This is a genomic window from Nostoc sp., from assembly GCF_036917575.1.
In the GTDB taxonomy this organism is placed as follows: Bacteria; Cyanobacteriota; Cyanobacteriia; order Cyanobacteriales; family Nostocaceae; genus Nostoc.
This window is the reverse complement of sequence record NZ_JBALDC010000050.1, coordinates 118,648-132,886: the sequence shown is the minus strand read 5'-3', so window position 1 is coordinate 132,886 and position 14,239 is coordinate 118,648. Positions and strand designations below refer to the sequence as shown.

8 protein-coding genes are annotated in these 14,239 nt (G+C 41.4%); 2 read left to right on the top strand and 6 right to left on the bottom strand.

Annotation, left to right across the window (positions count from 1 at the left end):
• Positions 1 to 46: 46 nt before the first annotated feature.
• From rpsG to V7K79_RS13935, 5 genes are all read right to left on the bottom strand, one after another.
• Positions 47 to 517, bottom strand: coding sequence for a 30S ribosomal protein S7 (rpsG, locus tag V7K79_RS13955; RefSeq protein ID WP_069070112.1), 471 nt, complete (start codon positions 515 to 517; stop codon positions 47 to 49).
• 602 nt (positions 518 to 1,119) lie between these two features.
• Entirely contained in the window at positions 1,120 to 1,503 is a 384-nt protein-coding gene (gene rpsL / locus V7K79_RS13950) for a 30S ribosomal protein S12 (RefSeq protein ID WP_334815629.1), read from the bottom strand.
• Positions 1,504 to 1,635: 132 nt separating this feature from the next.
• A complete protein-coding gene (locus tag V7K79_RS13945) occupies positions 1,636 to 1,959 on the bottom strand; it encodes a HesB/IscA family protein (protein WP_335048484.1) in 324 nt (107 codons plus the stop codon).
• Between the two features lie 420 nt (positions 1,960 to 2,379).
• Positions 2,380 to 2,799 carry a cupin domain-containing protein gene (locus V7K79_RS13940; protein ID WP_335048482.1) on the bottom strand — a complete coding sequence of 140 codons (420 nt, stop codon included), beginning with the start codon at positions 2,797 to 2,799 and terminating at the stop codon, positions 2,380 to 2,382.
• Between the two features lie 261 nt (positions 2,800 to 3,060).
• Positions 3,061 to 5,124, bottom strand: coding sequence for a phosphodiester glycosidase family protein (locus tag V7K79_RS13935; protein WP_335048480.1), 2,064 nt, complete (start codon positions 5,122 to 5,124; stop codon positions 3,061 to 3,063).
• Between the two features lie 888 nt (positions 5,125 to 6,012).
• On the opposite strand from V7K79_RS13935, the gene gltB reads away from it, so the two are divergent.
• Positions 6,013 to 10,725, top strand: a complete 4,713-nt coding sequence (gene gltB / locus V7K79_RS13930; RefSeq protein WP_335048479.1) for a glutamate synthase large subunit — start codon at positions 6,013 to 6,015, stop codon at positions 10,723 to 10,725.
• A gap of 406 nt (positions 10,726 to 11,131) precedes the next feature.
• On the opposite strand, the gene V7K79_RS13925 is transcribed toward gltB, so the two are convergent.
• Complete coding sequence (locus V7K79_RS13925) at positions 11,132 to 12,040, bottom strand: polysaccharide deacetylase family protein (RefSeq protein WP_335048478.1); 909 nt, start codon at positions 12,038 to 12,040, stop codon at positions 11,132 to 11,134.
• Positions 12,041 to 13,629: 1,589 nt separating this feature from the next.
• On the opposite strand from V7K79_RS13925, the gene lepB reads away from it, so the two are divergent.
• Positions 13,630 to 14,202, top strand: a complete 573-nt coding sequence (gene lepB, locus V7K79_RS13920; RefSeq protein WP_335048477.1) for a signal peptidase I — start codon at positions 13,630 to 13,632, stop codon at positions 14,200 to 14,202.
• Positions 14,203 to 14,239: the final 37 nt, after the last annotated feature.

Here is a 14,239-nt window from a genome sequence, read left to right as displayed (position 1 = left end):
ATGCCACGATATACCGCTTCGGCAAGACGATATATCGCTTTTTTACTTAGTAACGATAATGTGCGAATGCTTTGTTAGCTTCTGCCATCCGGTGCGTTTCTTCGCGTTTGCGAATGGCATTGCCTGTTTCGTTAGCAGCATCCATCAGTTCATTTGCCAATTTGCTAGCCATTGTCCGGCCTGGTCTTGACCGGGAATATTGCACTAACCAACGCAGTGCTAAAGTAGTGCCTCGTTCTGTACGCACTTCCATTGGTACTTGGTAGGTTGCTCCCCCTACTCGCCGAGCTTTTACTTCTACTAAAGGCGTAGCATTCCGCACTGCTCTTTCAAAAGTTTCCAAAGCACCAGCACCAGTGCGTTCTTCAATAGTTTTTAATGCATCATAAACAATGCGTGCGGCAAGTGATTTTTTGCCATGACGCATGATCCGTCTGATAATCATGCTCACAAGGCGACTGTTATATACGGAGTCAGACGGAACTGGGCGCCTTTGAATAACACCACGACGAGACATACTTCACCTTTAATTCGGAATTGGCAACGAAATTATATGCTATCAGACACCGGAAACTAAAAGCGGTAGAACCCAACCCTCAGACTTCCTCAATTTTTTCGACCGTTGCAGCAAAGCTGACTTCTTAATTGTCAATTTGGGATTTTGGTCGCACCTTTTGTTGGCCTTCTGGCGCAACGCCGAGTTTTGGATTAAAAGTTTTCGGTATATGTTCTGAATACAAACATCTGAACAAATCAAAAATCTATAAGCCTCATTTCCTTGTAGGTTCGACCAATCCAAAAGATGCTCAATAAATCGCTAAAGCTACGCGATCGCCAACCTAAAATCTAAAATTCATTGACTTGCTACTTGCAACTAAATACTCAAGGCACAAGATTATAAACTTTAATGTTCAGATGAGAAACTCGCTGTATATTACAGCATTCTCCTCATAACTTCTACACTTGCTCGCTTAGTGTAGATGTAGCTTGCTTAATTTTTTCAAACAGACTTTTGCAGTCTTTATAGCTACTGTTAGAACACAGACGGCGCTCCTTTTTTGCCCTTCAGCGTTTTAAGGTAGACGATTAATCGTGTTGGATGCGATTAACCGCCTAATCTTATTTTTTCGCTACTTTAGGACGCTTGGTTCCATACTTGGAACGGCCTTGCTTGCGGTCTTTGACTCCGGCTGTATCTAGGGTGCCACGGATGATGTGGTATCTCACGCCTGGTAGATCCTTAACCCGACCGCCACGAATCATCACAACTGAGTGTTCTTGTAAGTTGTGACCAATCCCTGGAATGTAAGCTGTGACTTCAAATCCAGAGGTAAGTCTAACTCTTGCTACTTTGCGTAAAGCTGAGTTAGGCTTTTTTGGTGTGGTCGTGTATACTCTGGTACAAACTCCCCGACGTTGGGGACATTGTTTCAGAGCAGGGGACTTGGTTTTCTGACGCGCTTGTTCGCGTTCATTTCGTATTAGCTGCTGTATTGTTGGCATGAGTTACAGCGCGTAAAGCTGCTTATGGTCTAAGTTTTAACAAATCCTGATTATATCTTTTTTTATGGCTTTATGTCAATTGTTATTTTTCCTTAATGATTGAACATCTGTTTTTTGACTAATGCTCAATCACTAAGGACTCACAGAAAAGGAATTGCCACAACCACAGGTAGCGATCGCCTGGGGATTGTGGAAGCGAAAACCACCACCCATTAAGTCTTCTGAATAATCTATCCTCAAACCGTTGAGGTAATTTAAGCTTGTGGCATCGATGACTACTTGAATCTCATCCAAGTCGAAAACGCGATCGCCAACTTTTATTGCTTCATCGAAACACATATCATAAAAGAATCCAGAACAACCACCTGGTTTTACTGCCAATCGAAACAAGACATTTGGCTGCTTGGACTTAATTCGCCCAATCTCACTTATGGCTGCTTGACTCAGATGAATCATGGAACTCGTTTTTTGCAATTGAATACCCCATCTTCTATTTTGACAGATGGATTGACCTTTGCTTGTACAAAATTCCAAATCACCGAAGGTATAGCAGGAGGAAGGAGGCAGAGGGCAGGAGGCAGAGGGCAGGAGGCAGAGGGCAGGAGGCAGAGGGCAGGAGGCAGAGGGCAGGAGGTAGAGGGCAGGAGGTAAAACTATTGGTAACTCTCTTCTTTCACCCCATCCTTATGTCCTAATTTGTGTGACTACGGCTATATGAGCGCGATCGCTAATTACTACATTTATAACACTAACATATTTCAGTCCCCACCTTAACAAGGTAGGGACTTCTGGGGTGTAATAGTTCGTTTACAAAAACGGTTTACACAAAAATGTATTCAGCTTTGGGATCAGAGCTTTGATAACGTTCTTTTGATTTTAATCTTTGGTACGGGCATAGTCATCTTGGTAGCGGATAATATCATCTTCTCCCAAGTATTCGCCATTTTGGACTTCAATCAATACCAAGGGGATAACGCCAGGATTCTCTAAACGATGAGATGTACATTGGGGTACATAAGTTGACTCGTTATTACTCAGTAGTACTTCTTTCTCGCCACAAACTACTCTAGCTGTACCAGAGACGACAATCCAATGTTCGCTGCGGTGATGGTGCATTTGTAGACTGAGGCGGTGTCCTGGCTTAACTTCGATGCGCTTAATTTTGTATCCGCGCCCTTCTTCCAAAACTGTGAAAGCACCCCAAGGACGTAATTCAGTTGCAGCGATGCCCCTGGAAGTTATGTTTGGAGGGAGGTGTAGAGTTTCAGTCTGTGTAGTTTCTTGATATCGAGCCATAGTTACCTCATTTGAAGACATAACAAACCGTTGATATTCTTAACTATTGATCAAAAATCTGGCGCTATCTTGCAACCTTGAAAATCAGCAATTTTGTCGCACTTTGATAAACATAGCAAAATCAAACCTGATGGTGTAAAGTATCACTACTAAAATTCTGATGTTTACACCAAGTCTTCATCAAGCAAAATGATAGCTTGTTCTAAACTTTAAAAAGTGACTAAAAATTAGGGATTGAGGATTGTTAATTGAGTTTTTTCTCTATTCTCTATTTCCTGACGATCGTGGTTGCAGAAAAATACCAATTCCGTTATGAACACGAGCAGCAGTACTGGGCGATCGGTCGAGTAGTTGCCCTCCTAAATAAAGGCTGGTAGAACTACCTCCATCCAAATTTAAAGCATCCACACAGCCCATGAGTTGCATCAATTGAGCGTGTTCTGCCAAATTAGGGCCATAACCGCCAATACGATTATGTGTGGCAGTAATCATCACTGTACCTGTTTCTGTTATGCAAATACCGCTACGAATAGCCTTTTCGGCAATAAAGGCATTACTGAATTTTTCGCCTTTGGCATCAAGGACAATTTGACGATTTTGGACTAATAGCGGCCCAGCACCAATAATGTGGGAATAACGACTAAAATCAGCTGGAATAGTAGCGCTGGAAATACTTACTGCGCTTCCAATAGGTAGCCCAGAGGCAGCAATAGTAGCGTTAGCGCGTAAAGTTAGCAGGTAGCCATCTTGGGGAATTGGAACTGCTGTCGTACCAACTTTGCCACCTGGTAACTGACTAATAATTTGGTCTTTTTGTACTACTAGGATAATTTCGTTATCTGTCAGGGGTGTGTAAGTTGATCCCCAAGCTGAGGTGTAACGAGCAATGCCACTTTGGATGTAGCCACTGTTGAGAAATAGAATTGGTAGGCGCTGGTCATTTGCTGTAATTAAAGTTTCTTCCAAGGTGAGACGACCGAAGTAAAATTGGCCTGAATCATTCCAAGCGATCGCACCCCGGTTAAGAATTGGGCCTGATAACCACTGACTATCCCGACGAATTGCACCCAATGGCAATCTGTTTTTGCGGTTAAAATAACCACCATTAATTCCAGCTACTGCTAAATAACGTTGTGCTGTTTGAATTAAGGGAGCAGTACCCACAAGTCCATCAGGACTAGCCCACATAGGTTTCAAAATTAGCCCAAATTTGCGGGGATTAACTTCTAACCAGACTACCGGAAAACGTTCTGTGCCTAAGTTGATATAATGCTGTCGCCAGCGCAATCCTGGGGCCCAAGTAATATCCCGCTCTTCTAAAGGGTCGGGTCGAATATCGATAATTAGACGATTGGGGTTAGCGACAGTACTAACTTGAGGCGATAGACCAAAAGGAACACTCAGACTAATAACCGTTTGGTTTTTTACCACCTCCACTTTTTGAATCAGCGGTTCAAGAACTGGTGGTATTGGTTGCGTTGGTATAGCTGGTGATAATTGTTTAAGCAGGTTTGGCAGCAATGTTGGTGGTGCTACTGGTGGCTGGGGAGTATAGCGTTCTATCAAAACAGGATCGGCTATTCCATCTAGGGTAACTGTCCACTGTCTATTTGGTGGTGTAGTGGATTTTGGAGTTGGCGTGTCTGGATCGGAAGACGGAGTTTGCAGTTTGGCGATCGCTGACCCTTGTGCAACTTGCCAAGGAGTGGGATGATCTAAATCGACAAGAATCCGAGTCTGTTGCAAAGGGGCACTCGCTTCTGGAGGTTCTTGACTCGGAACAATATTTGTGATTTGTGTTTTTGGGGTAGAAATCAGCAAAGTATTGCCATTAGCTTGAATTTGCCATCCAGATATTTGAGCAAAATTAGTGATATCCAAATAGCGATATGCCCCTACTAGCCTGGTAGCTAATACTAATGGCTGTGTCAACGACGAAAACCACTGTATTGGTTGCTTCGCGGAATTACTACTGTTTAGGAAATTTACTCCAATTAATTGCCTAAATGCCCCATCACTAATATTAGTTGTCACCTGGCCAGATTTTCCAGGCTGTTGTAACCAAGTTCCTGGTAAAGTACGACCATTAAGGGAAATTTGATTACCAGAAAATGCCGCGCCTGTCAAAGAAGGTGCAGGTGACTGTGAGATTAACTTGGGTGTTAATTTTGTGGTTTTTAGAGACTCCTCGGCGTTAATAGGATAGGTAGTAATTAAGCACAGTACTGTTAAAAGTATTGGTGACACAGTAGCCCGAAAAAACTTGCGCTCGCCCTTGGCGTTGACGGAGCCATCGCGAATCACTGATTGGCAACAATTCGGCATTTTTACCATAATTTACTAGGTAAGCTAAACCACATCTAGTTTGCATAATCTGAAATTGTACATTTCTTGTGGGGTGGGCGTCTCGCCCGCCCAATATATGCAAGTTAAATGTGGAACAGCTTACTTTTGAAAACTACCACCCAAGATATAAACTAACCAATTATTTGGAAATATGAAGAAAGCATGACTTTATTTTTAAATAAATATGATAATCTATATATTGGCTAATTATCTATTTTGAACACACATTAATTGATTTAGACGCTAAAGCCACTGCAATCAAGTTTTTTTAACTCCCACTAATTTTAACCACACCATATACGGTAGTTTTGGTTATCAAAACTGGATTAAAATATTTAATCCAGGCTGAATGTTGCTAATATGATTACTTCAGTAATGTCTAGTTAATAGTAATACATGCGGCAACTGGAAAGCGGCAAAATTCTAGACAACAAAAATATTTGGGAATTGTCAAATGGGTATCTATTGTAATACGCTAATTTTATTGCTGGATCGGGATGATTTTGGCTTTAGAACATAGTACAGCGTTTTAATTTAGTTTTGTTTCAGGTAAGCCAAAAAATCGGCTCGGTAAGTAGCTAGTGTGCATCTGGAAAAAAGGGATTGAGAAAATACTTAACTTCAAAATATAAAAAAGAAACTGTCAGGGCAAAAATAATGTCTTGGCGCAAATAACTTGTCTAACACCGCATAAATACATAAAAAATACGCAATTATTTTAACACGGGTAACTGATAAAGTAAAACCGAAGTTAAAATTTTTTTTCCTTAAATTTCGGTGCTTATATATTTTTCCATCGCTGAAATTAGAAATTTTTCCCCACAATGTAATGGCGAAATTGGTAACTCAATACTTCAGGAACAGGGTATGAATAATAAACCGATGAATCAAAACCAGAAAATCACAGCGGATATCAACGTTTCAAGAGATACTTATCAGGGGCAAAAGTGGTTAGTGGAAGAACGAGATGCCTGTGGTGTAGGTTTTATTGTTCATCGCCAAAATCATACCAGCCACGAAATTGTCGAAAAAGCTTTAGCTGCTTTAACCTGCTTAGAACATCGGGGAGGTTGTAGCGCCGATCGCGACTCTGGAGATGGTGCTGGAGTATTGACAGCAATTCCTTGGGAGTTGTTCCAACAAAACTTTGCCCAAAGGGGGAAGGAATTTCCATCTAGCGATCGCACAGCTGTGGGGATGATATTTCTACCACAAGACCAGCAAGCTGCCCAAAAAGCTAGGGTGACTGTTGAGCAAGTAGCTGCTGAAGAGAAATTAATTGTATTGGGTTGGCGAGTAGTGCCAGTGCAATCTGATTTATTAGGGGTACAAGCAAGAGAAAATCAGCCCCAGATTGAACAAGTTTTGTTAGCTTCCGTTGACAAAAGCGGTGATGAATTAGAACGGCAGTTGTACATTACCCGCCGCCGAATTAGTAAAGCTGCAACTAACATCTCAGAAGAATTTTATATCTGTTCGTTGTCAAGTCGCACAATTGTCTACAAAGGCATGGTGCGTTCTGCTGTCTTGGGCAGCTTTTACGACGATTTAAAAAATCCAGCTTACAAAAGCGCCTTTGCTGTTTATCATCGCCGCTTTAGTACCAATACCATGCCCAAGTGGCCCCTAGCGCAACCGATGCGGCTTTTGGGTCACAACGGCGAAATCAATACCTTATTGGGTAACATCAACTGGATGATGGCACGAGAAGCTAGCCTGAATCATCCTGTATGGAACAATCGCATCGACGAACTCAAGCCATTAGTTCATATTGATAACAGTGACTCAGCTACCCTAGACAACGTAGTGGAATTACTGGTGTGTTCTGGACGCAGCCCCTTGGAAGCTTTAATGATTATGGTTCCAGAGGCTTATCAAAATCAGCCTTCTTTACATAAATTTCCAGAAATTGTTGATTTCTACGAATATTACAGTGGTTTGCAAGAAGCGTGGGATGGGCCAGCACTTTTAGTATTCAGCGATGGCAAAAAAGTTGGTGCAACACTAGATCGTAATGGTTTAAGACCAGCTCGTTACGTGATCACCAAAGATGATTACATTGTTGTAGCTTCCGAAGCTGGTGTGGTGGACTTTCCAGAAGCCGATATTGTCGAGAAAGGTAGACTCGGCCCAGGGCAAATGATCGCCGTGGATTTAGAAAATCATGAAGTGCTGAAAAATTGGGATATAAAAGGGCGGATCGCCAAGCAGCACCCTTACGGGGAATGGTTGCAAAAGTACCGTCAAGAACTCAAAGAAATTGTCAGTAGTCAATCGTCAGATGTGAATGGAAATGGACATTTGGCTACTGAAAATGGTAACGGGCATAGTCCAAGTGACAAAATTGACAAGCAAACCTTACTTCAGCGTCAAACTGCCTTTGGCTACACCACAGAAGATGTAGAAATGGTGATTCATCCAATGGCGATCGCAGGTTCTGAGCCGACTTTCTGCATGGGTGATGATATTCCCTTAGCCGTGCTATCACAAAAGCCACACCTGCTTTATGACTATTTCAAACAACGCTTTGCTCAGGTGACAAATCCAGCCATCGATCCCCTGCGGGAAAAGCTAGTAATGTCTCTGAAAGTCGAATTGGGTGAACGGGGTAACTTATTAGAACCGAAGCCAGAATATGCTCGCAGATTAAAACTCGAATCGCCAGTGGTGACGGATGGTGAATTAGAGGCGATTAAGCTGTCAGGATTTGCCACGGCTGAGTTGTCAACTCTGTTTGCGATCGCTAATGGCCCAGAAGGATTGAAAACCGCAGTGCAGTCTTTGCAAGCACAAGCAGCTGAATCAGTCCGCGCAGGTGCAAAGATTTTAATATTAAGCGACCAGATCCCCTCAAGCTCTCTTGATGCGGGTATCAGCACGGAATACACCTACATTCCCCCCTTGTTAGCAGTCGGCGCTGTGCATCACCATCTGATTAGCGAGGGGTTGCGAATGAAAACATCCCTGATTGTGAATACTGCTCAATGCTGGAGTACCCATCACTTTGCTTGTCTGATTGGCTATGGTGCTGGTGCAGTTTGCCCGTATATGGCTTTAGATACGGTGCGTGATTGGTGGTCTGAACCCAAAACTCAAAAGTTAATGGGTGTGCAAAAAATTGCCACCCTCACCCTAGAACAAGCTTTAGGAAATTATCGCAAAGCAGTAGAGTCAGGTTTGCTAAAAATTCTCTCCAAAATGGGAATTTCTCTGCTCTCCAGCTATCAAGCAGCCCAAATCTTTGAAGCGATTGGCATTGGTGGAGATTTAATCGAACTCGGATTTCGTGGTACGACTTCCCGTATCGGTGGTTTGAGTGTTACCGAACTCGCTGATGAAGTCCTTTCCTTCCATGTCAAAGCTTTCCCAGAACTAACAACCAAGAAGTTAGAAAACCTGGGCTTTGTGCAGTACCGTCCTGGCGGCGAGTACCACATGAATAGCCCAGAAATGGTTAAGGCGCTGCATAAGGCTCTAGATGGTAAAAACTACGACCACTACGAAGTTTATAAAAAGCACCTCCAAGGCAGACCAGTAACAGCCTTGCGAGACTTGCTGGATTTTCAAGGCGATGTTCCATCGGTTCCTCTAGAAGAAGTCGAGTCGATATATGAGATTGTCAAGCGCTTCTGCACAGGTGGCATGTCTTTAGGCGCTTTGTCAAGAGAAGCCCATGAAACTTTAGCGATCGCCATGAACCGGATTGGCGGTAAATCAAATTCTGGAGAAGGCGGCGAAGATCCAGTGCGCTACACAGTTTTAGATGATGTAGACGAGTCTGGTCACTCGCCAACCCTACCTCATTTAAAAGGATTGCAGAATGGCGATCGAGCTTATAGTGCGATTAAGCAAGTTGCATCGGGACGCTTTGGTGTGACGCCAGAGTACCTAGTCAACGCCAAACAAATTGAAATCAAAATTGCCCAAGGTGCCAAGCCTGGGGAAGGTGGACAACTGCCAGGCCCAAAGGTGAGCCAATACATTGCAATGTTGAGGCGCTCCAAACCAGGTGTAACGCTGATATCGCCACCACCGCACCACGATATTTATTCTATTGAAGACCTAGCACAACTGATTTTTGATCTGCACCAAATTAACCCTAAAGCAAAGGTGTCGGTGAAGCTAGTTGCAGAAGTTGGCATTGGCACGATCGCAGCTGGTGTAGCCAAGGCAAACGCTGATATCATCCAGATTTCTGGTCATGATGGTGGTACAGGTGCATCGCCACTAAGTTCGATTAAACACGCTGGTTCACCTTGGGAACTCGGTTTAAGTGAAGTGCATCGCGTCTTAATGGAAAATAGCTTGCGCGATCGCGTGATTTTGCGCGTAGATGGCGGACTCAAGAGTGGCTGGGATGTGGTAATAGGTGCATTGATGGGTGGTGAAGAATTTGGTTTCGGCTCCATCGCCATGATTGCTGAAGGCTGTATAATGGCGCGAGTTTGCCACATGAATACCTGTCCTGTGGGTGTTGCTACCCAAAAAGAAGAACTTCGTAAGCGGTTTACGGGAATACCGGAACAGGTTGTCAACTTCTTCTACTTCATTGCCGAAGAAGTGCGTAGTTTGTTAGCACGGCTTGGCTACCGTTCTTTGTCAGAAATCATTGGACGTGCAGATTTGTTAAAACTGCGCCCAGAGGTAAAACTTACCAAAACGCAATCGCTCAATCTCGACTGTTTACTTCAGCTACCAAATAGCAGAGACAATCGTAGCTGGTTGGTGCATGAAGAAGTTCATAGCAACGGCGTGGTTTTGGATGACAAGTTCCTTGCCGATCCCGAAATTCAGGCTGCCATTAGGGATCAATCTACTGTCACCAAGACTTACCCAATTATCAATACTGACAGAACAGTGGGCACAAGATTAGCGGGTGCGATCGCTTCTCAATATGGTGATAGTGGCTTTGAAGGACAAATTAATCTCAACTTTACAGGTAGTGTTGGACAAAGTTTTGGTGCTTTCAACCTTCCCGGCATAATTCTGAGTCTAGAAGGAGAAGCAAACGACTATGTAGGTAAAGGGATGCATGGTGGTGAAATCATCATCAAACCTCCAACTGATGTTACCTATAACGCATCACAAAACGTGATAGTTGGCAATACCTGCCTCTATGGTGCTACTGGTGGCATATTATTTGCTAACGGACTAGCAGGAGAGCGCTTTGCTGTGAGAAACTCCAAAGGCATTGCAGTGATTGAAGGCGCTGGGGATCACTGCTGTGAATACATGACAGGTGGTGTGATTGTCGTCCTCGGCAAAGTAGGACGTAACGTAGGCGCGGGAATGACTGGTGGATTGGCATACTTTTTGGATGAAGACGACTCATTTCGTGAGTTAGTCAACCCGGAAATTGTCAAAATTCAGCGCGTGATTACCGAAGTAGGTGCAAAGCAACTGCAAGAGTTAATCCAAACTCATGCAGAACGCACTGGTTCACCAAAGGCGAAGAAAATTTTGCAAAACTGGCAAGAATTTTTGCCAAAATTCTGGCAGTTAGTTCCACCTTCTGAAGCTGATAGTCCAGAAGCCAATCCTGAAAAAACAACTGAGTTCAGTTTAGTAAGTAGTCATTAAGAGACTGACAACAAATAAATTTAATTTTGTAAGGCAGACCTTCTGGCCTGCCTTTTAATAAAACAAAATTTTCAGCGTCAAAAAACTTTCGTAATAGTCATGTAAGAATATCAATACAGTATCAATATAGCCGTAGTCACACAGGTTAGGACATTTGGAAAGAGTGAAAGAAGAGAGTTAGCAATAGTTTTACCTCCTGCCCTCTGCCTCCTGCCCTCTGCCTCCTGCCTCCTGCCTCCTGCTATATTTGGGCGATTGTTTTTTAAATAAAAATTTTTTGGTTCATTGCTAGAGTGCCATTAATTATCACTCTTCAACCAAATGCAAAAACAGCTATTTCAACCAAAAAAGATAATTTTAGTATTTAGCCAATTACTATTGAAAAATTACCTATAATTAATACTTATTATTTTTTGTTAGTAAGTAACTTTTGGTCTGCATCTTCGATTTCTAAAAGTTCTGGAATAGTCACAAAGCGATAGCCTTGCTTTCTAAAATTGCTAATAATTTCTGGTAAAGCTTGCACAGTTCTGGAACGATTACCACCACCATCATGCATTAGCACAATCCCACCAGGTTTAGAATCTTTAATGACGTTATTAATCAACTTTGGTACAGCTGGTAACTTATAGTCTGTTGAGTCAGCCGACCACATCACCACAGCATACTTTTGTCCTCTAGCATAAGCAACTAATCCATTATGCATAATGCCACCAGGCGGTCGAAAAAGATTTGTTTTGACACCTGTAACTTGATAAATTAGGTCTTCGGTGCGATCAATTTCAAAAGCAGCTGCTTGTTGATTAAAGAAGTGATACCAGTGATGCCAAGTATGGTTGGCAATGACGTGACCTTGAGCAACAATCTGTCTTCCTAACTCTGGATAATTTTTTAGGTTTTGCCCAACAATAAAAAATGTCCCTTTGATATTATTTGATTTGAGGATATCTAGTACTTGTTCTGTGCTTTTAGGCCAAGGGCCATCATCAAAGGTAAGAGCAATTACTTTCTCGCCCTGAGTGAGTTTTGCCGCACTAATTATTCCCCCTTGAAAACGTGATGGTAAAGGATAGGCTAGACCCTTTGTTTGTGCTTCTTGCTGCCAACTTGTAAGCATCGTCGCCTTTAATTTCTCAATGCGCTGCTGAGTTCCTACGTTTGCAGATACATCCTTGCTATTTATACTCGATCTACTCTGAGCCTCCGAAGTATTTGGCCTGAGAAGCATCATAAAAGCAAGACTAAAAACACCGCCTAAAGCAAGTAGCGCAATTAATATTCCTTCTGGCCACAGAAACGACTTATTGTTTTCCACTTCATAGCTCCTTCATAGCTCGAACCATCACCACGGTTATGACGGTACGTTATAACACATTTTTATTAGATATTTAGATACCAGTTACTTTCTGGTAATCATGAAAATTGGAATTGGTACTAACGGTAATTCAAATTGATAAGACAGACTACATTACTTTTACTGAAATATATATGCTCTATATATGGGCAGCCTTGAATATACAGTAATTGCTGCTGTTTAATATCAACCTAGTCATATAAAGGTAAGCTCTGCGTTTCCACATTCTTACCGCTAGCTTTAAGAAAGAGAAAAATACAATTATATAATTATCCACACCCTAAAATCCTCTTAAATAGGAGTTCTGAATTAGTTGCTATTTTTTGATTCACCGCTAAAGCAGCATTATCTTTTCAATTTTTATAGATGTTCAAATAAGATGAACTAAACTGTTATACTTACAGGCTGCACTTTTATCTAGATTTTTTGACTGTACAATTGTATAATTTACAACTTAAGCAAATTGTTTGATTAGCATACTAAACTACTTACAAGGGCGGGTTATCTTTAAAAAAAGAGTCTGGTAAACTATCAGTTCTATTTTTGATAGAATATATTTTACTACCTGTTGTCATTGTTTCCTTTTTAAGAAAAAGTTAAATTTTCAACTGACAGAATGTTACCTTGTACTTTCTCTGAGATAGACCAGACGAAAATTGATTCAATATAGTTTCTCATTGCCAAGGGGGATTTATTCTTTAAATCTAGTTACCTTTGACTCATTCAGCTAAAAGAATTCTATCAGCAGCTTACTTCTGTTTCGGATGCTGATACTTCAGCCGAAATTGCTAGTAGCTTTCTGCGTGTAAATGTTTTTCTCGATAATTTAGTATGTTGATATCTTAATTAATAGTACAGTTTAATATGTACTGTCACCGTGTAATTACGGTAATTGGTTTTGTATATGTAAGTAAATGACTAAAATCACAATAGTATGGTATCTATCAATTAAAGCAATAAAGTCTATATTTCATATTTAAAAGTAATCTTTTTTACTAAAAAAGCTAATTTTAACCAAGTTCATGCATTTAAAAATACATTATACTCTGGTCGCTTTTATGTAATATTACTTAATGCTACAGAGTAAAATATATTTTTTTGCAACTCAAGCTCTAGTAAGACTGCCATCTACCTTTTTTCTGTAAAGTGAGGTAGATACTGCCAAATATCGGGTAAACTATTTTGCAATTTTACGACCAATTTTCTGTTTAAAGAAAAAACCTACTGACTATATCGTTCTAGCAGTCTGTAATTAGCTTCTTTTACAGGAATATACAAAGTTAGGATTCTCTCATAACTTGCCTTATAATTACAGCAATTAGAACTTTTATTTTTAATTATCTATTTAGCTAATCCTAATTATTAGCTTATATTACCTTAGACAAGTCATAGTTTATTTACAGTACTTTTGCTTATCTTTAAAAAATGGATAAGTGTATTATTTAATGCCTGTATAGGTTGACCCTAAACCTTGTTTTCCTATTAATATACTTTTTGAGTCAAAATAATCAAGGTATTTGTCTCACTTCTGAAACTGGCTAGAAACTTTTATGATTCCTCACGAAAGTGATGCAAAAGAAGAGCGTGCGTCGTTAAAAGTATGGCGTAGTTGGCAAGAAAATCTGATTTTAATTGCGATCGCACTGGCTTTAGCATTCTTAATCAGGACTTTTATCGCCGAACCGCGCTACATACCTTCTGATTCGATGTTGCCTACCTTACATACAGGCGATCGCTTGGTAGTTGAAAAAATCTCTTACCATTTTCACCCTCCGATAACTGGAGATATTATTGTTTTTCAGCCACCCGCAGAACTACAACGTCGAGGATATCCCAAAGACCAAGCGTTTATCAAGCGAGTTATTGGCCTGCCGGGTGAGGTAATTAGTGTTGCTTCTGGCAAAGTCTACCTCAACGGTCAACCCTTGGCAGAAGACTACATCGCTGAACCTCCAAATCAGCCATATCGACCAGTGAAAGTCCCAGAAGACGAATTTTTCGTTATGGGAGATAATCGCAACGATAGTAATGATTCTCGCTATTGGGGCTTTTTACCCAGAAAAAATGTCATCGGTCGCGCAACGTTTCGCTTTTGGCCTCTTGACCGTATTGGGTTCATTTAATCAATTTTGGATTTTTCTTTCAATCCAAAATTCCAAA

Coding starts and splice junctions, on each gene's coding strand:
- rpsG (WP_069070112.1), bottom strand. CDS start 517: ATGTCTCGTCGTGGTGTTATTCAAAGGCGCCCAGTTCCGTCTGACTCC.
- rpsL (WP_334815629.1), bottom strand. CDS start 1,503: ATGCCAACAATACAGCAGCTAATACGAAATGAACGCGAACAAGCGCGT.
- V7K79_RS13945 (WP_335048484.1), bottom strand. CDS start 1,959: ATGATTCATCTGAGTCAAGCAGCCATAAGTGAGATTGGGCGAATTAAG.
- V7K79_RS13940 (WP_335048482.1), bottom strand. CDS start 2,799: ATGGCTCGATATCAAGAAACTACACAGACTGAAACTCTACACCTCCCT.
- V7K79_RS13935 (WP_335048480.1), bottom strand. CDS start 5,124: ATGCCGAATTGTTGCCAATCAGTGATTCGCGATGGCTCCGTCAACGCC.
- gltB (WP_335048479.1), top strand. CDS start 6,013: ATGAATAATAAACCGATGAATCAAAACCAGAAAATCACAGCGGATATC.
- lepB (WP_335048477.1), top strand. CDS start 13,630: ATGATTCCTCACGAAAGTGATGCAAAAGAAGAGCGTGCGTCGTTAAAA.